Raw genomic sequence first — 16937 nt, forward strand, 5'->3', positions numbered from 1 at the left:
GCTAGTTAGTCTTAATTCCTTTTTTCTTAGGGAAAGCCAATGAAGCTATAATGCTAATAGCCAAAATGGCTACAATAATAATCAACGAATGCTCGGTAGTAAAGCCCCATGCCTTTAAATAACCATGGCCCAGCATTTTAATGCCTATAAAAGCCAGCAAAATGGCTAATCCTGTTTTCAGGTAATGGAATTTATGAATGATGTTCACCAGTAAAAAGAACATAGACCTTAAGCCCATAATGGCGAAAATATTAGAACAGAAAACGATATAAGGGTCTTTGGTAACTGCAAAAATTGCTGGTATTGAATCTACGGCAAAGATGAGGTCGGTAAACTCCACAATGAGCAGTACCAGAAATAAAGGGGTGATCATTTTCTTATGGTCTACTTTGTGAAAGAAATGATTACCAACATAATGTGGATGGATAGCGAAGAATTTAGAGGCAAATTTAACCACCGGATGATTTTGGGTATCTATTTTTTCTTCCTCATCTTTAGATAAGAACATTTTTATTCCGGTAAACAATAAGAAAGCGCCAAAAACATACAAGATCCAGTCGAACTTGTTGATCAGTGCAGCACCTGCAAAAATAAAGATGAAACGCATGATAATAGCGCCTAAAATACCCCAGAACAATACTCTGTGATAATATTTTTCAGGTACAGCAAATGCCGAGAAGATAAGTACGATTACAAAGATATTATCTACAGAAAGCGCGTATTCTATAACATATCCGGTTAAAAATTCAAGGCCTAAGTTTTGCTTGTACAGACGTAAGCTTGCATCAAAATTACCTGGAATTAACTCTATGGGATGCTTATGATTTTTTACCACTTCTGCTAAACTACCATAATCATGAATGCCGTGTAGATATTCACCCTTTAAAACCAACAACAGGTAAAAGCTCAATGCCAATATGACCATTACAAAACTCATAATGCCTGCTTGCTTTAAACTGATCACATGGTCTTTTTTACTAAAAAGGCCCAAATCAAGTGCAAGGATCAGTACTATAAAAAGTAAGAAGCCTGTAATGAATAAAAGTTCGCTCGACATTATTTTTTTCTCTCGGTGGTATATCTAACTAATTGCTCTAATCCGACTCTGGCATCGCTCTCGGAAAACTGATTTAAAATTTCAAAAGCTTCCTGCTGGTATTCGAGCATTTTCTGGTTGGCATAATGTACACCATCTTTGCTGTTCACAAAATCAATAACTTCCTGTATTTTCTTAGGGTCGTCCTGATGATTTTTTACCAGGTTGATAATATGTTTACGTTCTGCTCTGTTACTATGGTTAAGTGCATAAATCAGAGGTAAGGTTACCTTTTTTTCTTTAATATCAATGCCTAAAGGTTTGCCCACATCATCTGTTCCAAAATCAAAAGTATCGTCTTTGATCTGGAAAGCAATACCCACCTTTTCACCAAAGAGGCGCATCTTTTCGATAGTTGCTTCATCAGCTCCAGCCGATGCAGCTCCGCAGGCACAGCATGAAGCAATTAACGACGCCGTTTTTTGACGGATTACGTTAAAATAAAGCTCCTCGCTAATGTCCATTCGGCGTACTTTCTCAACCTGTAACAATTCGCCTTCACTCATCTGTTGTACCGCTTCGGATACTATTTTTAACAAAGTAAATTCATTATTGTTTACCGAGAGTAAAAGACCTTTAGCTAACAGATAGTCGCCTACTAAAACGGCAATCTTGTTTTTCCATAAAGCGTTGATTGAGAAAAAACCACGGCGCTCATAAGCATTGTCAACTACATCGTCATGTACCAGTGTGGCAGTATGAAGCAATTCAACCAAGGCCGCTCCGCGATGTGTAGATTCCTGTATACCTCCGCATAATTTAGCAGCAAAAAATACAAACATCGGACGCATTTGTTTGCCTTTACTTTTTACGATGTAGTGGGTAATTCTATTAAGTAAGGGCGCATCACTGCGCATCGAATCTTTAAACTTGATCTCAAACGCATCGATTTCTGCTGCAATAGGTTGCTTAATCTGGTCTAATCCGGGCTTCATGTTAAAAATCTGATTGCAAACTTAGTTAAATTCCTCCAAAAGCGTATTTTTATGTAACTTATTACTATGAAAAACTATAAAAAGCTATCCATTGCATTCATAGCCATTATTTTGGCGGTTTACTTTTTTGGGCCAAGACCTTCGCAACCTATATATAATACTGCTTTACCTGTTGTTCCTTCTATAGATCTATTGCCAAGGTTTATTCAGAAGAATGATCAGCAGCATAAAATTAAACCTGGAAATGAAGCAGAAATTATTTGGGCAGATTCTGCCCATAACCAAACAGAGTACGCCATTGTTTATCTGCATGGATTTTCTGCTAGCAAAGAAGAGGGCAGTCCGGTACACCTGAACTTAGCCAAACGTTTAAAGGCAAATCTTTACCTCAGCCGTTTAGCCGATCATGGTATTGATACTATTTCACCTATGCAGTATTTTACGGCAGAGCGCTTGTGGAGATCGGCCAAAGAAGCTTATGCTATAGGCAGGCAATTGGGCAAAAAAGTAATTTTAGTGGGGACCTCAACAGGAGGTACTTTGGCTTTACAACTGGCGGCAAATTATCCTGAAGTGAACAGCATCATACTACTTTCGCCAAATATCGCTATCAATGATAATAAAGCTTGGTTACTAACCATGCCCTGGGGCTTGCAGATGGCTCGTCTGGTAGAGGGAGGAAAAGAACGTAAAACTTCAGGCAATAATGAACTGTACCGCAAATACTGGTACACTCATTATCGTTTGGAATCGGTAGTTCAGTTACAGGAACTGGTAGAAACAACCATGCATAAAGAGCTGTTTGCTCAAGTGCATCAACCGGTTTTATTACTTTATTATTTTAAAGATGACAAACATCAGGATCCGGTAGTGAAGGTTAACGCTATGCTTAAGATGTACGACCAGCTGGGCACTCAGCAAGATAAAAAAATGAAAGTTGCGCTCCCTAATACACAAAATCATGTAATCGGCTCATATATTACCTCTAAAGATGTACCCGGTGTTGAAAAAGCTATTAACGATTTCATTAGCAAAATGAAACTCTGAAAAAAGATTGTTAGTTTAGCCGCTCAAAATATACGCTATGATGGAGTGGAAACACCTGTTGTCGTCAAGAAGATGGGGACATGCCAAGAGGCACGAAGATACAGATGAAGCTCGTTCGCAGTTTCAAAGAGATTATGACCGATTAATTTTTTCCTCACCTTTTAGGAGGCTGCAGAATAAAACACAGGTCTTTCCCTTGCCGGGCAGTGTGTTTGTGCATAACCGTTTAACACACAGTTTAGAAGTGGCCAGTGTGGGCCGTTCTCTGGGCCGTATTTTTTACAACAAACTTAAAAAGCATAATCCTAATCTTGATGAGGAATTGCCTTTAATGAGCGAGGCTGGTAATATTGTAGCTGCTGCTGCTTTAGCACATGATATGGGAAATCCCCCCTTTGGGCATTCGGGAGAAGCGGCCATATCAAGATATTTTACAGATGGCGATGGCAAGCAATACCAAAGCAAGGTTACCACAGAGCAATGGAGCGATATTGTGCGGTTTGAAGGAAATGCAAATGCGCTGCGTATTTTAACACATCCTTTTAGCGGAAAAGGAAATGGTGCTTATGCTTTAACGTATTCTACTTTAGCAGCTATTGCCAAATACCCTTGTCAATCTATTGCTGGTCATAACAAAGCCAATATTTATACCAAAAAATACGGGTTCTTTTATACTGAAATAGATACTTATCGTAATATTGCTCAAGAACTGGGTATAGAAAAAGTATCAGATCAGCCCTTGGTTTACAAACGTCATCCCTTAACTTATTTAGTAGAAGCTGCGGATGATATTTGCTACAGCATTATTGATTTGGAAGATGCACATCGGTTAAAAATCCTCAGTTATGAAACTGTTAAAGATCTTTTAATCCCGCTTTGCAATGATGAAAGATTGGAACAGCGATTAAAGAACGAATTTGAAGATAATGATGCAAAGATTAGTTTGTTGAGAGCAAAAGCCATTAATACTTTAATTGCTGAGTGTTCTGAAATATTTTTTGAGCAACAGACTGAATTTTTGAATGGAACTTTTAACCAAAGTCTAACTGATAGTTTACCTCCATCGCTTTCTGATACCTGGGATAAGATTGGGGCAATTTCTGTTGAAAAGATCTATAATTACGAATCGGTTATCCAAAAAGAAGTTTCAGGTTATAAAGTAATGGCCGGGTTATTGGAAGAATTTGTACCCGCATTGGTAAATAACGATACCCATTACTACGAGAAATTAATAAAACTCATACCTCCGCAATTCTTGCATAAGGAAGATAATACTTATGCTAAAATACAGAGCGCACTGGATTTTGTTTCGGGTATGACAGATCTGTACGCGGTAGAGCTTTATAGTAAAATAAAAGGGATTTCTTTCCCTACCATTAGCTAATGCTGAATTTTTACAGTTAGTTCATATCATAACCTTTAAATTTACTTCTCATAATTTGAAAATATGAAAAAGGTATTGAATGTATTTGGTTTAAATATGGTTAGGTTGCCGATTCTTTTAGCGGGCTTATTGATTTTGCAAAATCAATATCTGTACGCACAAACCAATGGAATTGTCAATGCAAAAAAATCGAATGCAACCACAATAGAGCTTACTCTTGTAAATCAACATAAGCTGTTAATCGATTTTTATGGCAATCATATTTTCAGGCTTTTTCAAGATAACAGCGGCGGAGCAATGAGAGCTCCACAGGCCAAGCCCGAAGCACAGATTTTAGTTGATCAGCCCCGTAAACCTGTTTCAAGCTTAAAACTAACAGATAACGGACGTGAGATATTGATTAGCACACCAAGCATTAGTCTAAGCTTTAATAAAACCAGTACACTTTTTAAATTGGTTGATCTCCAAACCAAAAAAGTGGTTTTAGAAGAAGCCGAACCAGTTTTATTTGAAAGCGGCAAAGTTACCTTAAGTATTAAAGCTAAACCTGATGAATATTTTTACGGAGGTGGCGTACAAAACGGCCGTTTTTCTCATAAAGGAAAAATGATTGCCATTGAAAACCAGAACAGCTGGACAGACGGAGGAGTGGCTTCTCCAACACCGTTTTACTGGTCAACTCAGGGTTATGGTCTAATGTGGTACACCTTTAAAAAAGGTAAATACGATTTTGGTTCTAAAAATAAATCGGTTGTAAAAGCTTACCATGAAACCAATTACTTGGATGTATTCTTCATGGTAAATCAACAACCTGAAGCTTTACTAAATGATTTTTACCAGCTAACAGGTAATCCTGTACTGTTGCCAAAATTCGCTTTTTATCAGGGACATTTGAACGCTTATAACCGCGATTACTGGAAAGAAGACGAGAAGGGAATTTTATTTGAAGATGGCAAAAAATACAAAGAAAGCCAGAAAGACAATGGCGGTATTAAAGAATCATTAAATGGAGAAAAAAATAATTATCAGTTTTCTGCACGCGCCGTTATAGACCGCTATCAGAAAAATGACATGCCCTTGGGCTGGATACTCCCTAACGATGGTTATGGTGCAGGCTATGGACAAACAGAAACTTTAGAGGGTAATATCCAAAATCTAAAAAGCTTTGGAGAGTATGCCCGTAAAAATGGGGTAGAAATTGGGCTTTGGACACAATCTGATCTGCACCCTAAAGAAGATATCAGTCCGCTTTTACAACGTGATATTATCAAAGAAGTGAGAGATGCAGGTGTAAGAGTGCTAAAAACAGATGTAGCCTGGGTAGGAGCGGGTTATTCTTTTGGATTAAATGGAGTAGCCGATGTAGGTAAGATCATGCCTGAGTATGGAAATCATGCCAGACCTTTTATCATTTCACTTGATGGCTGGGCTGGAACGCAACGTTATGCCGGCATATGGTCAGGCGACCAGACCGGAGGTGTATGGGAATACATCCGTTTTCACATCCCTACTTACATTGGTTCAGGACTTTCAGGTCAGCCAAATATTACTTCAGATATGGATGGTATTTTTGGTGGACAAAATCCGGTAGTAAACACCCGCGATTTTCAATGGAAAACCTTTACACCCATGCAGCTGAATATGGATGGATGGGGAACCAATGAAAAATATCCGCAAGCATTGGGCGAACCCGTAACCTCTATTAACCGTAACTATTTAAAGCTCAAATCGGCTTTATTACCTTATACTTACAGCATAGCCAAAGAAGCTGTAAAAGGCTTACCTATCATCAGGGCTATGTTTTTAGCAGATCAAAATACCTATACCTTAGGCGTTGCCACGCAATATCAGTTTATGTACGGGCCTTATTTTCTGGTAGCACCTATTTATCAGCCAACTCAGGCTGATCAAAAAGGTAACGACATTCGTAACAACATTTATTTGCCAAAAGGCATATGGTATGATTATTTCACAGGTGAAAAATATGAAGGCGGCGTGGTGATTAACAGTTTTGATGCGCCTTTATGGAAATTGCCTGTATTTGTAAAAGCAGGCGCGATTATTCCAATGGTTAACCCTAATAACCATGTGAAAGATATTGATGAGCATACCCGTATTTATGAGCTTTATCCATATGGTAAAAGTAGCTTTATGGCTTATGATGATGATGGGAAAACCGAAAATTATAAAAGAGGACAGGGCACTACAACCTTGATTGAAAGTAATCTGAACCAGCAAACAGCAGTTATAACTATTCATGTAACCAAAGGTAATTTTGATGGTTTTGTGAAGAATAAATCAACCTGGTTTAAAGTAAATGTTACGGATAAACCCAAGCAAATAGCGGTTAAAGCCGGTAGTAGAACAATCAAATTAAGCGAAGTAAACAACATAGATGATTTTACAAAAGGTCAGAATGTATTTTACTATAACACGCATCCTAACTTTAATGAATTTGCCACAAAAGGTAGTGAATTTGAAAAGGTTGAGATGACTAAAAACCCTCAGTTATGGGTTAAAGTAAATGCAGTAAATGTTACCACAACACCAGTAACGTTAAGTATTTCAGGGTATCGGTTTAATCCTACAGATCAGTTGAAGAAATCAACAGAAGCGTTGAGTATTCCTCAAAATGCACTAGTTTCTGATGTCAACACAGAAGCTTATGCCTTAAAACCAAGCTGGGATAAAGTAAGCAACGCAGACTATTACGAGATTGAGTTTAACCAGATGCGTTATACCCATATCAAAGATGAAAGCTTTTTATTTGAAAGCTTAAAACCCGAAACAAGTTATACTTTCAGGTTAAGAGCCGTAAACAAGAGCGGAACTTCAGAATGGGTTACTATAAATGCCAAAACAAAAGTAAATCCCTTACAATTCGCTGTTAAGGGTATTATAGCACAAACCACAGCCCAAAATCAGGAAGGTGAAGAAATAGAAAATCTCTTTGATTTTGACGAGGCCAGTATGTGGCATACCAAATGGGGAGCCAAAGCTGTTCCGTTTGACCTGATACTGGATCTGAAAAGTATTAATAAACTGGATAAACTGCATTATTTACCACGTAGCGGAAGAGGTAATGGTATATGGCTAAAAGGAAAGGTTTATTACAGTGATGATAAAGAAACCTGGACAGAAGTAGGACCGTTTAACTGGGAAAGAGATGATAAAGTAAAGATTTTTAATTTTCCTGAACATCCAAGTGCACGTTACCTAAAAATTACCCTTACTGAAGGGGTTGGGGGCTATGGCTCAGGGCGTGAACTTTATGTATTTAAAGTGGCGGGAACAGAAAGTTATTTGCCGGGAGATATCAACAACGATAGAAAAATAGACCGTAACGACCTGATCTCTTATACAAATTATACAGGGTTACGTAAAGGCGATGCTGATTTTGAAGGCTATATCAGCAATGGAGATATGAACCATAATGGAATAATAGATGCCTATGATATTTCAGTGGTGGCAACGCAGCTTGACGGAGGTGCAAAACCCGGAGCAGACAAAATAGAAGGTAAAATAGAGTTTGCCGGAAATAAGGCTGTATACAATAAAGATGAAATGGCAGAAATAACTGTAAAAGGATCAGGATTAAAAGCTGTAAATGCTTTAAGCTTTGCATTGCCTTATACCAATCAAGATTTTGAATTTGTAGATATAAAACCACTGAACATAAAAGAAATGGATAACCTTACCAACGATAGGTTACATACCAATGGCAATAAGGTGTTATATCCCACTTTTGTGAATATAGGAAATAAGGAGACTTTAGAAGGCACACAAGATTTGTTTATCATTAGATTTAAGGCAAAACGCAAAGCTTCGTTTGACTTAAAAGTTGCACAAGGATTTTTGATTGATAAAGCCCTGAATGTAATCAAGTTTTAAAGAGATAACTGCAGCGTAGATCAGATATCTTCAGATAAAACCTCCTGCAATTCTTTCAGCTCGGCAACCTTTTCTGCCGCGCCTAAGTTCTCGTAAGCAGAAATCAGGTTCCTAATGATACGACGTACAATTTCGGTATTACTGCAAGGTGCATAAAAACCCGGTTGCGGTTCTAAATTGAGTTGGCGCAAAAACTGGTCAACATCATGTTTGCCAAAAATAGCACCTTTATTAAAAGCATTGATATAGAACAGTACAGCCTTTTCTTTATCGGGATTGGTCTCGTCTATGTAACCTAAAATAAAATGTTGGGGTAGATTTACACCATAAACCGGGATATCAAGCTTTTGCGCTAAAGTAGCATAGATGATAGCTAAAGAAATCTGATTTCCTCTTTTACTCTCTAATACCTGACTGATGTAAGAGTTCTGCGGATCATGATGGTTTTTGGTATTGCCACTAAATCCAAACTGAGTATAAAAAACATGATTGATCAGCTTTATTTTTTCAATAGAGCTCATCTCATATTGCAGGCTCATCCAGATTTCACGTTTTATTTCTTCTATCTGGTTAATTACCTGTTGCTCATCCAGATCAGGGTATTGGTAGCGGTTAATGATCAGGGCACCCTGTAACAGATCAAAAGCACCACTTTGATACCATAAGTTCAGATCTAATTTTACATTGTTAAACTGTATGGTGTGTACAATGTTCTCAATGCGATCCTGCATCACGGTATCTAAAGACTTTTCCCATGCATTTTCCAGATAAGAAACTACCTCGCTGCCATAATTGATCAGCCGCTCCTCCACATGCTTAAAAACCTCTTCATCAGGATCATCAAGCAATCTTACCAACGCATCTATCTCAGCAAAATTTTTCATTATTATGCAATTACAAGTTCAGTCTTTACTTTTGTTTATGGTTTTAACTTTCCTTACAGATTTTTTTAAGCACCGTTTAACAGCAAAAAGCCGGCATGGAACACATTCGCCTTTTGTTTACAAACTGGCAGATGAGGTAATTTACGATTTTTCAGAGAAAAACGAATACAAGCAAATAGAAACACAACGTAAAAAGCTGTTAAATGACGATAGACTGATAACTGTTACCGATTTAGGGGCAGGATCTCATCTCAATAAAAATCGTACAAAGAAAGTTAAACAGATTGCAAAAAATGCCTTGAAAACACCCCGTTTAGCGCAGCTTATTCATCGTTTGGCAAAAGACCACCATCCAGAAAATATAATAGAACTGGGTACTTGTTTGGGAATTACAACAGCATATTTGTCGGAAGCCTGTCCTAAGGCAGATATTTTAACTATTGAGGGCTGCCCGCAAACAGCCGCTGTTGCCGCACAGAACTTTAAAGAACTGCAATTAGATAACATAGAGTTGCAGGTAGGTAATTTCGATAATCTATTACCAGATGCTATTGCATCAAGAAAAAAATTAGATTTTGTGTACGTAGATGGAAACCACACCAAAGAAGCTACATTGAATTATTTTAATTGGTGCTTATCTAAGGTACATGAAGATACCCTGCTTATTTTTGATGATATTTACTGGAGCCAGGGTATGAAAGAAGCTTGGGCCGAAATTAAAGCCCATCCAAAAGTAACGGTAACCGTAGATTTGTTTTGGATCGGGCTGGTTTATTTTAGAAAAGGACAGGCTAAAGAACATTTTAAGTTAAAGTACTGATATGAAAAATACATCAGGATTGAGCAAAATACAAAAACAGAAAGCGGGAGAACGCTTTGCCATAAGTGTTGCTTGCGGCATATTCACGTTTTTTATTAGCGAAATGTTTGATCTTGATCTGATCAGTAGGCTTATGGCTGGATGGATTATGTTTTGTGTTGTGCAGATTGCTACCAGTTGGTGGATATTTAACCATACCACACCTAAACAAACACAGCAACATGCAAATATTGAGGATGGGGGTAGGGCTGCTATTTTCTTGGTGGTATTACTCGCAACTTTTGCAGGATTACTGGCCGTATTCATTTTGATAGCCAAGGCCAAAGTGAATGAAAGTCATGCTTGGTTATATCTTGTTTTAGGGATGTTGGGGATGTTTTTAAGCTGGTTTCTGGTACATACCATTTATACTATACGTTATGCCCATCTGTATTATGAGATGCATGGTAATAAAATACAGGGAGGATTAAAATTTCCGCATGATGACGAACCTGATTTCATAGATTTTGCTTACCATTCACTGGTAATAGGTATGACCTTTCAGGTGTCTGATATTGATGTAACTACTCGCAAAATGAGAAGGTTGACCTTGTGGCACAGTGTAATTTCTTTTGTGTTCAATACCTGTATTATTGCGCTTACTATTAATGCTGCAGCAGGTATTGCAGGATAATAAAGCGTTTGCCTAAATCCTTATGAACTTCAATTTAGGCAAACGCCTGTGCTTTAATTATTCTCCTGGTCTGTAAATCCGCTCTGCATTTTTTAGTACATCTTCTTTATAAAAATAGATGTCTTTAAACTGTCCTTTACTGTACATCAGCGCCTGATCGTTAAAATGTTTAGATTTAGGATCCCCACTGTTTCCACCGGCTAAAACAGATTTTGCTTTTATCTTGTCGCCAAATTCTACCACACATACAAAGCTGTTTCCACTTGTTCCATAACGTTTATTGGTTTTGAACATACTGCTGCGGTATGAAGGTAATTGTCCCCAAATGCCCGAGCCAAAAGCCACGGGCAAGCTTGGTGCGTTGTCGTCATATTGTTCATCTACGTTTCCGGTTAAACGCTGAAAGCGGTTTATTTCGCCCCAGCTTATCTGCCATTTGCCAAAACGCTCGTTTAAATTATTGATAGTGGCTTTTAGGGGTATCAATAAATCTGCAGGTTTTGCGGTTTGGGCAAATGCAGTTGTAGAAGTAACCTGGTCTTTTTCTTCGGGATCTATATATACCTTTTGTATCATGCTGTTTAAGCGAGGGGCCCACTCCATAGCTAAAGCAGCCGCGACAGAATTTTCGGCGCTGTAATAATCCCACTTTCTTAGAATGTTAATAGGATCTTTTAAAGTGTTCTTTAGGCTATCTGTTGTAGGTAAACCATCATAAGCTTTGATGAGTGCAGGTAATAAAACCTCAAATGCCGAAAGGTAAGTGTCGTATCCCATGGCGATCACTTTATCCATGTTATACTTAACAGGCCTATTCAATAAACGTAAAGCAGATACGCCTCTGAAATTTTCACCATCTGGAGCCATGTAACTAGGGTAGTCGCTTTTTTTAGGACTGTTTGCACCTGCTACTGTAAACGGTGTTGAGTTGCAGTTTTGCAACCAGCCATTTATGGGGTTGTAAACGTGTACACTTTCGCTTACGGGGTGTAAACCTTTCCAGGCAGTTGCAGAAGTAGAACCATCTACTACCTCAGCCCAATTGTATTTGATATCTCTTATGGGTATGTAATTGCCATGCCAGTAGGCAATGTTACCTGCTGCATCTGCATATACCGTATTGTTTGAGCCATTGGCACGTAAATCCATTGCTTTTTTATAATCATCAAAACTTTTTGATTTTGTACGTACCCAGCTTTGAACCAAACTTTCGGGGTTTCTGTTCTGGTGCCGCAATGTGATCCATTTACCATCTCTTATGGCCATTACAGGTCCGTTTGTGGTAAAGTAAGTTTTAAAAGATTTAGATTTCAGCTGGCCATTCTCGGTATATTTAATTTCTACATTTTTAATTTTTACCGGATGTTTTTTCCCGTCATATTCATAAAAAATATTTCCCCCTGTTTTGGTAATTTTTTCTGCATACATATCTGCAATATCTACGTTATTAGAGGTGTGCATCCAGCCACAGAAATCATTGAAGCCTTGGTACACAAAAAACTGCCCCCAGGTAACCGCACCGTAAACGTTTAAGCCTTCATCGCTGTGTATCTGTACTTCGGGCCTGAAATAGAAAGTGGTATGCGGATTAAGATATAAGATTGCTTTTCCATTTTCGGTAATCTTAGGCGCGAATGCAAAACCATTGGAACCACTTTGCTGATCTTTTATTTCGGGAATATAAGCTGTTGGTTCATGATCGTTGGTGTAAAACCGTTTAAGTTCGGCAACAGTAAGATTGCCCGTATTAATGGCTCCAATACTACCGTCTGTCCATAAAAAAGGATACCAAGGTTTAAAGCGGGTCAATAAAGCGGGTTTTACCTGCGGATTTTTATACAGGTAATAGTTGATGCCGTTTGCATAAGCATCTAATAATTTTTTTAACCACGGTGCTGCTTTTTTATAATCAGCAATGGCATCGGCACTGTCAATTAACAGGCGAATCTGTAAATCGTTAAAAAGATCTTTTTCGCCGTTAATTTCAGATAACCTGCCTAATTTTTCTATATAGTTTAATTCTACCCGTTTAAAATCATCTTCGCATTGCGCATATAAGAGGCCAAAAACGGCATCAGCATCTGTTTTGCCGTATACATGCGGTATTCCCCATTTATCTCTGATGATCTGTACCTGCTTTGCCTGTTTTTCTAAACTGGAAATTTCGGTTGGGGTTAATTTTTGCGCAAATAAGGTTAAAGGAAGAAATAAGAGCAGCAACAACTGTTTCATATACGAATTTAAGATTTAGTTAACTTTAACGAATATCTAAACTTTATCTTAGTATATAAAGCAAGTGTTTAATTTTCACGTATATTTTTACTTAGCGTTTCTCTAACATTTTGCGGATGGCTATTAAAATGCCTCGCCTAAGCCAATATAAAAGCCTGTCTGCCTTTTTTCTCCAGGACGTTTTTCGCCTACACCATAATCAAAACGTACACTTAAACCTTTGGCCGTATCAAAAAAGTACCTGCCTCCAACACCATAGTTAGGCTTGAAATGGTTTAGATTTACTTCGTTGTTGTTGAATACCTTGCCTAAACCTGCAAAAGCCACAAAAGCAAAACGGTTCATAAAGCGGTAACGTATCTCGGCCTGTCCCTGAAGCAGGTTTTCATCGCGGTAACGACCTGCATAATAACCACGCATAATTTCATCGTTACCCAATTGCGGCAACATGTAAAAAGGGGTATGATTGCTTTGAACCGTATGGTAAATAGCTTGTACACCTAAAACTATTTTAGGTGTAAAGGACCAGAAACTGCGTAAGTTTAGCTTAAGCTGGCTACCCTTAAAATTATCTCCTCCAAAAATATCGGGAGCATATTGGTACGAAATTCGGCCAAAAAAACCTTTGGTAGGGAAGTTATTGCTGTTTCGTGTATCTAAACTTTGTGATACACCTATAAATACTACAGAGCCTCCATCTTTATCGAAGATGAGTGGGTCTTGCGCAAAAATCCCATCAGCCATTTTATCTGTAAAGCTATAATTTTCAAAACCCAAAGAAACTCCGCTATAACTTTTCGCCACGAAACTCTTTTCAGCATCAAATAACATTTTTATAGAGCGTTGTACAAGTTTGTCTTCATTGGCAGCCAGTGTATTGTTGCCTAAACCATAAAAATTAAAGGGCATGTCTTTAAAACGAATGTCGCCGATAAGATGATGTTTATTACCTTTTGTCCAAACATCTCCTTTTAAAGTAACGCTGTAAGTGCCTTTTGTAGAATAAGATCCCATCCCGTAAAAATTGGAGCTGCGATTTAAAGTGTCTTTCCTATCGAGATATAATGAATATATCGCGCCGAGGCCTAATTCAACTCCTGTTTCCTGTGCATAACCCAATACAGGTACAGGCATAAAGCTTGCTTTACGGGTAGTATCTTTTTCGTTTGATAATAATTTTCTGATCAGTTTGCCCTGTGCACTGCATACCAATATGCTTATACTCATTAAAAAGGATAGTACAACTTTTTTCATAGGGACAAAGCTATTACAAATAGCTTAAATGCGTTTAAAATTTTATAATTAACTTGTTTTGAGCACCTTGCTGTAAGGTTACAAATAAACAACATAGATTGGCAAAGATTAAAGTAATTGGTTACTTTTGCCAATTAAAATAAATTAAATAATGAGTACTACAAGAGGACCAATATCCAAATTTATGGAGACCAATTATCTCCATTTTAATGCTGCAGCTATGATGGATGCGGCAAAAGGGTACGAAACCCATTTAGATGAAGGTGGTAAAATGATGATTACGCTTGCGGGTGCAATGAGTACTGCTGAGCTTGGAATTTCATTAGCCGAGATGATCAGACAAGATAAAGTTTCTATTATATCTTGTACAGGTGCAAACTTAGAGGAGGATATCATGAACCTTGTAGCGCACTCTCATTATAAACGTGTACCTAATTACCGTGATTTAAGTCCACAAGATGAGTGGGATTTGTTAGAGAACCATTACAATCGTGTTACCGATACCTGTATCCCAGAAGAGGAAGCCTTTAGAAGATTACAAAAACATATCCATAAAATATGGAAAGATGCAGATGATAATGGTGAACGTTATTTTCCGCATGAATATATGTACAAAATGCTTTTAAGCGGAGTTTTAGAGCAATACTACGAAATTGATCCAAAGAACTCATGGATGTTAGCTGCGGCAGAGAAAAACCTTCCTATAGTGGTGCCAGGATGGGAAGATTCAACTATGGGTAACATTTTTGCTTCTTACGTAATTAAAGGAGAACTTAAAGCTACTACCATGAAAAGCGGTATAGAATACATGGGCTACCTTGCAGATTGGTATGTGAAAAACTCATCAGGTAAAGGCATAGGATTTTTCCAGATAGGTGGAGGTATTGCTGGTGATTTCCCTATTTGTGTGGTACCAATGCTTTATCAAGATATGGAAATGGAAAATATTCCTTTCTGGAGCTATTTCTGCCAAATATCAGATTCTACTACTTCATATGGTTCATACTCAGGAGCTGTACCTAACGAGAAAATTACGTGGGGTAAATTAGATATCAATACACCAAAATTTATTGTAGAATCAGACGCTACAATTGTGGCCCCTCTGATTTTTGCATGGATATTGAAACAGTAATCCAAAGATCAAAATCTTTATTTGATTAATTGTTAGAAAATAGGGGGGATTATTAGACTGAAATTGTGCTTATATGCCTTTAAAGCTAACAATTCTTATTAATTTAGAATGATTATAAATTGTATTTCACTGTCATTAATGTGTCATTGATAACTTAATAAAGATTACTTTTGTCCAAATATTTCTGAGTGGTAAACCGATGGAAAACTGTTCAGAACAAAAAAATTATTTCAAATTATAGCATAAAATACTCATTATGAGAAATATCTCATTAGGATTTAAAAAGTTTAGAAAGTCGGCCATGATCTTGGCGGCGCTATCTTTTTTTATTGTAACTGTATCAAAAGCGCAGGATGTAGCGGAGGGTAAGACATTATTTACAGCAAAATGTAAGTCATGTCACGCGTTAGATCATGATTTAACAGGTCCGGCTTTAACGCCAAAAGTTAATGAATTAGACGAGGCTTTCTTGATTGCGTGGATTAGAGACAACGTATCATTAAGAGCTTCGGGTAACAAACAAGCTATAGAAGCGGCAAAATTCTCGCCTTCTGAAATGACTACTTTCCCTAACTTGAGCGATGATCAAATTAAAAGCATCATTGCTTATGCTAAGGCAGGTGAGCCTAAAAAAGAGGTTGCTGTGGGTGCTGCTGTAAAAGATGAAGGAGCTTCAAGCCTTTCTATCGTGGGTATTATAGCTATTATCGTTTTATCGATAGTTGTATTAGTTGTATTAGGAAGAGCCATTAAAGTTTTAGAGCGCTTAATTCTTGAGAAACAAGGTATTGAGATTGCTGAAGAAGAAAATGTTTCTTTAGTAACAGGTGTTAAAGGCTTGTTCAAAAACAAGAAGTTTGTTTTCTTTACGGTACTGTGTCTTGTAATTGTTTTAGGTTCATTCGGTTGGATGGGCATGTGGGAAACCGGTGTTCATACTGGTTACCAACCAACACAGCCAATTAAATTCTCTCACGAACTACACGCCGGTATCAACCAGATTGACTGTCAATACTGTCACTCGGGAGCGTTTAAATCTAAAAATGCTACTATCCCATCTTTAAATGTTTGTATGAACTGTCATAAAAACGTTCAGGCCAGAACTGAAGATGGACAGATTTCTCCAGAAATCCAGAAGATTTACAATGCTTTAGGCTACGATGCCGATAAGCAAACTTATGATAAAACAAAAGAGAAGCTAATTGAATGGGTTCGTGTTCACAATTTGCCGGATTTTGCTTATTTCAACCACTCACAGCACGTTGTAGTTGGAGAAGAGGCTATCCGTAAAGAAAAAGGCTTAAAACCTACAGATCCTGTATGTTTCGCTTGTCACGGTCCGGTTAATACAATGGAAGAGATTTATCAATATTCTCCATTAACCATGAAATGGTGTATCAACTGCCACAAAGAAGCTGATATTTCTAACAAGAAAAACGATGCATTTTATGCTAACGTAATTGCTGCTCACGAAAAAATCAAAAAAGGTGAGAAAATTACCCCGGCAATGTTAGGTGGTTTAGAGTGTGGTAAGTGTCACTATTAATAAAGAGTTTAGTTAAGAACGTTCGATAAACAGTAATATAGCT

Annotated in this window: 12 protein-coding genes; 7 read left to right on the top strand and 5 right to left on the bottom strand. The window is 37.7% G+C overall.

What is annotated here, in order from left to right; translation table 11 throughout:
* Position 1 precedes the first annotated feature (1 nt).
* Together ACLHG9_RS01175 and ACLHG9_RS01180 are read right to left on the bottom strand one after the other, a co-directional pair.
* On the bottom strand, positions 2-1057 hold the full coding sequence (locus ACLHG9_RS01175; protein WP_410219713.1) for a TerC/Alx family metal homeostasis membrane protein: 1056 nt from the start codon (positions 1055-1057) through the stop codon (positions 2-4).
* Positions 1057-2031 carry a polyprenyl synthetase family protein gene (locus ACLHG9_RS01180; protein ID WP_410219714.1) on the bottom strand — a complete coding sequence of 325 codons (975 nt, stop codon included), beginning with the start codon at positions 2029-2031 and terminating at the stop codon, positions 1057-1059. Before ACLHG9_RS01180 ends, ACLHG9_RS01175 begins: the two co-directional genes overlap by 1 nt.
* Before the next feature lie 66 nt (positions 2032-2097).
* Here ACLHG9_RS01180 and ACLHG9_RS01185 point away from each other — a divergent pair, with 66 nt between their 5' ends.
* The 3 genes from ACLHG9_RS01185 to ACLHG9_RS01195 all read left to right on the top strand — a co-directional run bounded on the left by ACLHG9_RS01185 (position 2098) and on the right by ACLHG9_RS01195 (position 8353).
* The gene (locus ACLHG9_RS01185) at positions 2098-3078 is read left to right on the top strand and encodes an alpha/beta hydrolase (RefSeq protein ID WP_410219715.1); all 981 of its coding nucleotides are present in this window, start codon (positions 2098-2100) and stop codon (positions 3076-3078) included.
* Between the two features lie 40 nt (positions 3079-3118).
* The gene (locus ACLHG9_RS01190) at positions 3119-4462 is read left to right on the top strand and encodes a deoxyguanosinetriphosphate triphosphohydrolase (RefSeq protein WP_410219976.1); all 1344 of its coding nucleotides are present in this window, start codon (positions 3119-3121) and stop codon (positions 4460-4462) included.
* Between the two features lie 63 nt (positions 4463-4525).
* Entirely contained in the window at positions 4526-8353 is a 3828-nt protein-coding gene (locus tag ACLHG9_RS01195) for a TIM-barrel domain-containing protein (RefSeq protein ID WP_410219716.1), read from the top strand.
* 20 nt (positions 8354-8373) lie between these two features.
* Here ACLHG9_RS01195 and ACLHG9_RS01200 read toward each other — a convergent pair whose 3' ends face one another.
* Positions 8374-9237, bottom strand: coding sequence for a transglutaminase-like domain-containing protein (locus ACLHG9_RS01200; RefSeq protein WP_410219717.1), 864 nt, complete (start codon positions 9235-9237; stop codon positions 8374-8376).
* A 4-nt stretch (positions 9238-9241) separates the two neighbouring features.
* Here ACLHG9_RS01200 and ACLHG9_RS01205 point away from each other — a divergent pair, with 4 nt between their 5' ends.
* Both ACLHG9_RS01205 and ACLHG9_RS01210 read left to right on the top strand, forming a co-directional pair.
* Positions 9242-10057, top strand: coding sequence for an O-methyltransferase (locus ACLHG9_RS01205; RefSeq protein WP_410219718.1), 816 nt, complete (start codon positions 9242-9244; stop codon positions 10055-10057).
* A 1-nt stretch (position 10058) separates the two neighbouring features.
* The gene (locus ACLHG9_RS01210) at positions 10059-10730 is read left to right on the top strand and encodes a DUF1345 domain-containing protein (protein ID WP_410219719.1); all 672 of its coding nucleotides are present in this window, start codon (positions 10059-10061) and stop codon (positions 10728-10730) included.
* A 57-nt stretch (positions 10731-10787) separates the two neighbouring features.
* Here the strand turns inward: ACLHG9_RS01210 and ACLHG9_RS01215 are convergent, their stop codons facing one another.
* Together ACLHG9_RS01215 and ACLHG9_RS01220 are read right to left on the bottom strand one after the other, a co-directional pair.
* Complete coding sequence (locus tag ACLHG9_RS01215) at positions 10788-12962, bottom strand: penicillin acylase family protein (RefSeq protein ID WP_410219720.1); 2175 nt, start codon at positions 12960-12962, stop codon at positions 10788-10790.
* Positions 12963-13085: 123 nt separating this feature from the next.
* Positions 13086-14216: a BamA/TamA family outer membrane protein gene (locus tag ACLHG9_RS01220; RefSeq protein WP_410219721.1), complete on the bottom strand. Its 1131-nt coding sequence runs from the start codon at positions 14214-14216 to the stop codon at positions 13086-13088.
* 151 nt (positions 14217-14367) lie between these two features.
* Between ACLHG9_RS01220 and ACLHG9_RS01225 the strand changes: the two genes are divergently transcribed.
* Together ACLHG9_RS01225 and ACLHG9_RS01230 are read left to right on the top strand one after the other, a co-directional pair.
* Entirely contained in the window at positions 14368-15348 is a 981-nt protein-coding gene (locus ACLHG9_RS01225) for a deoxyhypusine synthase family protein (protein WP_410219722.1), read from the top strand.
* 256 nt (positions 15349-15604) lie between these two features.
* Positions 15605-16894 (top strand): c-type cytochrome, encoded by a 1290-nt coding sequence (locus ACLHG9_RS01230; RefSeq protein ID WP_410219723.1) that lies wholly within the window; start codon positions 15605-15607, stop codon positions 16892-16894.
* Positions 16895-16937 lie beyond the last annotated feature (43 nt).

Source organism: Pedobacter sp. (assembly GCF_046462515.1).
Classification (GTDB): domain Bacteria; phylum Bacteroidota; class Bacteroidia; order Sphingobacteriales; family Sphingobacteriaceae; genus Pedobacter.

Coding starts and splice junctions, on each gene's coding strand:
- ACLHG9_RS01175 (WP_410219713.1), bottom strand. CDS start 1,057: ATGTCGAGCGAACTTTTATTCATTACAGGCTTCTTACTTTTTATAGTA.
- ACLHG9_RS01180 (WP_410219714.1), bottom strand. CDS start 2,031: ATGAAGCCCGGATTAGACCAGATTAAGCAACCTATTGCAGCAGAAATC.
- ACLHG9_RS01185 (WP_410219715.1), top strand. CDS start 2,098: ATGAAAAACTATAAAAAGCTATCCATTGCATTCATAGCCATTATTTTG.
- ACLHG9_RS01190 (WP_410219976.1), top strand. CDS start 3,119: ATGGAGTGGAAACACCTGTTGTCGTCAAGAAGATGGGGACATGCCAAG.
- ACLHG9_RS01195 (WP_410219716.1), top strand. CDS start 4,526: ATGAAAAAGGTATTGAATGTATTTGGTTTAAATATGGTTAGGTTGCCG.
- ACLHG9_RS01200 (WP_410219717.1), bottom strand. CDS start 9,237: ATGAAAAATTTTGCTGAGATAGATGCGTTGGTAAGATTGCTTGATGAT.
- ACLHG9_RS01205 (WP_410219718.1), top strand. CDS start 9,242: ATGCAATTACAAGTTCAGTCTTTACTTTTGTTTATGGTTTTAACTTTC.
- ACLHG9_RS01210 (WP_410219719.1), top strand. CDS start 10,059: ATGAAAAATACATCAGGATTGAGCAAAATACAAAAACAGAAAGCGGGA.
- ACLHG9_RS01215 (WP_410219720.1), bottom strand. CDS start 12,962: ATGAAACAGTTGTTGCTGCTCTTATTTCTTCCTTTAACCTTATTTGCG.
- ACLHG9_RS01220 (WP_410219721.1), bottom strand. CDS start 14,216: ATGAAAAAAGTTGTACTATCCTTTTTAATGAGTATAAGCATATTGGTA.
- ACLHG9_RS01225 (WP_410219722.1), top strand. CDS start 14,368: ATGAGTACTACAAGAGGACCAATATCCAAATTTATGGAGACCAATTAT.
- ACLHG9_RS01230 (WP_410219723.1), top strand. CDS start 15,605: ATGAGAAATATCTCATTAGGATTTAAAAAGTTTAGAAAGTCGGCCATG.